Below are 2,575 nucleotides of genomic sequence, written 5' to 3'. Positions count from 1 at the left end.
CTGGAACTATCTCAAAGCCGCTGGATATGCGTACAACTAAACGCTCGATGCTCTAGCAGCACTAGCCACTGGTGATCGTAGCCAGTGCCCAGCTCCTTCAAAGTTGGGCGATACCTTGCAGAGTGGATCTTGCTCATTTTCCAATTGCCCTTCTTCACCTTTTGATAGTTATATTAGACCTCTGGCCGGTATGATGTTGCCACTATCGCGCTTACTTGTCCTCAATGCTGCTCAGGGGCACTATTCAGCCTCCCCCAGATACTCCACTGAGATATTTCCATGAGTTGATGCGTCATACCGCTCAATGCCGGAATGACCGAGCAACCGCTCCCAGATTTCATCGGCATCGTTGTATAGCTCATCGAGGACTTCATTTGTAACAAGCGACGTCCAATCGGGTTCTAGGCTTCTGAGTTGCTCAATTTCGCTTTCTGTCATAGTCCCTTCATTGCTAATCCTCTTCGCGACTGGCTTTCCATGGGCGAACATATCTCGAATCTCTTTTAGTCGAAATAGACAATTGTAGGGCCTCGAAGTGAAGTCTACTTGGAGGTTAACAACCTGAAATACCTGTTGAACCTTGTCTTTAAAAGCGCTTCGCTCTCGCCAGCTTGGCACAAGGCGTTCGCCTAGAAAATTTAATTTCGCCTCGGCGGCAAAGGCAACAAACAAGATACCAGCAAGAATATCGTATGTGATGCCTGCCCGATCATCAATGGCGAGACGGTCATGAACTCGATTGTGGAAGTGATAGGCCGCAGTCGACAATGTGGTGTGGATCTGAATATGCTTGATGACATTTACTTTGGCCCGGAACCGTCTTTCTGATCCAGTCATGATGTCTCTCAAATTTTGGTCATATTTGGGTAAGAGCAACGGCCCGCACACCTACAATGGACGGTTCACTTCCGGCCAACCGTCCGGTAGGTCAAAGATCGTAGCAAGCGATTCCCCTTTTTGTCTCACTAACGTGTCATCGACCACGCGAAGAATCTCCGCATCCAACGGCAAATCCGGACACGGGCTCTGTGCCCAGGGGTTGAGGATCATGGTCATGCTACGCTGGCCAATGCTCCATGGTGAAAGGCGTTTAACGAACAGGACTGCACTTGAACGGGTGTATCTTGGCCCAGACTGATCATACCAGACACCGTCCGGATTCCGAATGTGTCGGGGTAAGCCTGCCATAGTGTCGATCACCGCCGTCGTCCCGAACAACGCATCGGTTGCGTCGGTGACCTCTGCGAAATCCTCAAGGGCGTTGACGGCGACTATGAGGGGAAGGTCGATTTTTCCATAGCGCCCGGCCTTCTTCTCGACCGCTGACCGGATAGGACCTTCCGGAGTAATTTCTCCGCCCGGCAGCATCCTTCCGCCGATTGCCCGGCCGCCCGGACGTCGAACATGCTTTGGTATCGGCCTTATCGTGAACTGCGCGCCATTCTCGACATGCTGCCAAACCTGAGTGGGGAATTCGCCAGCTTCCAGTGCCTTGACCGCAGCAGCATGATCAAGTCCATCGACGAACTGTTGCACACTGTTGCGCAACTTTCTCCCTGCGACGGGCTTGGTCAGCTCGCCGCGGGTATGGAGGTCGAGAAAGAAGTCGGGAGAGTTGACATTGTCGATGGCCTGGAGAGCCTCGCGCATTCGGCGATCTGCGCCGGCAGCAGTCTTGCCCATGCCGGAAGCAAGCGTGGCCTCAAGATAGAAATGGCTTCCGTTGGGTGCCAGGACGAGAAAATCCGGTGCGCAGCATGAGGGCATGCAGCAGCAGCTCGAAGAAGGCGCTCCGGTGGAGGCCATCGTCCCGCGAGCGAAACCGGGCGACCAAGTCCTGCCGTTCCTTTGCCGGGTAGTCGACAAGCCACTTGTCGATCAGGCTGCGCACGGCCGCCGCCTCCAACCTCCCGGAGCTGTTCAGGTAATCGAACGCGCCGATGAGGTGCCCCGCAGGCTCCTGGCCTTCGCGGACGACGTCGTCGAAGGCGGTTATCGCCGCTTCATTGATCCGGTTGGCTTCCATCTGCTCACCTTGTGGCCCCTCGTTTGACCCGCGTTACGCCTCCGGTACTGGTATGGGCTGACAGAGGCAGTGGCTTGGCAAGGAGCGGTCATACATCACGATTAGCTTCAAAAAACTTGGCGGCTTCCGCGCAGAACTGTTCCATTTCCGCAACGTGAGCTTGTTTTATCTGCGACATTAAACGCCATGCCTCGTCGCTCGGGTCTTCACTAATATAACTATAGTCATTGGCATGCCTAAGCAGCAGGCTTAGGTTGCCATCGACGAACGCGTCAGCGCTAGGTTGGCTTCTCCGTGCTATATGCAGGAATAGAAGCGCAAGAATTGTTCTGTGTGCTCCGATAGCTCCAAGCAGGTTTGCTGTTGGATTGCTGACATCTTCACCTTCACTATACATGGGTCCCTCCAAGTTGGATCTGTGCACGATCTTCAAACGTCGCTGATCGGCATGGATCAACGAGCAGGATTGATCACCTTTCAGGATGCAGAAAGGGGGCAGATTCACGCTGAAGTGCGACGGGGTTGAACATCCTGTTATCCTGTTCGCTC

4 protein-coding genes are annotated in these 2,575 nt (G+C 53.9%); all 4 read right to left on the bottom strand.

All coding sequences use genetic code 11. The annotated features are described in order from the left end of the window. Positions 1-240: 240 nt before the first annotated feature. Positions 241-837: a hypothetical protein gene (locus ACODTW_RS28205; RefSeq protein ID WP_488949544.1), complete on the bottom strand. Its 597-nt coding sequence runs from the start codon at positions 835-837 to the stop codon at positions 241-243. A gap of 51 nt (positions 838-888) precedes the next feature. Beyond that, the gene (locus ACODTW_RS28200) at positions 889-1,683 is read right to left on the bottom strand and encodes a hypothetical protein (protein ID WP_488949543.1); all 795 of its coding nucleotides are present in this window, start codon (positions 1,681-1,683) and stop codon (positions 889-891) included. 19 nt (positions 1,684-1,702) lie between these two features. Beyond that, positions 1,703-2,026: a hypothetical protein gene (locus tag ACODTW_RS28195; RefSeq protein WP_488949542.1), complete on the bottom strand. Its 324-nt coding sequence runs from the start codon at positions 2,024-2,026 to the stop codon at positions 1,703-1,705. Positions 2,027-2,114: 88 nt separating this feature from the next. After that, on the bottom strand, positions 2,115-2,575 hold a 461-nt coding region (locus tag ACODTW_RS28190; RefSeq protein ID WP_488949541.1), incomplete at its 5' end, for a hypothetical protein.

The organism is Niveispirillum sp. FG148 (genome assembly GCF_057809655.1).
This window is presented reverse-complemented; position numbering and strand designations above follow the sequence as displayed.

Coding starts and splice junctions, on each gene's coding strand:
- ACODTW_RS28205 (WP_488949544.1), bottom strand. CDS start 837: ATGACTGGATCAGAAAGACGGTTCCGGGCCAAAGTAAATGTCATCAAG.
- ACODTW_RS28200 (WP_488949543.1), bottom strand. CDS start 1,683: ATGGGCAAGACTGCTGCCGGCGCAGATCGCCGAATGCGCGAGGCTCTC.
- ACODTW_RS28195 (WP_488949542.1), bottom strand. CDS start 2,026: ATGGAAGCCAACCGGATCAATGAAGCGGCGATAACCGCCTTCGACGAC.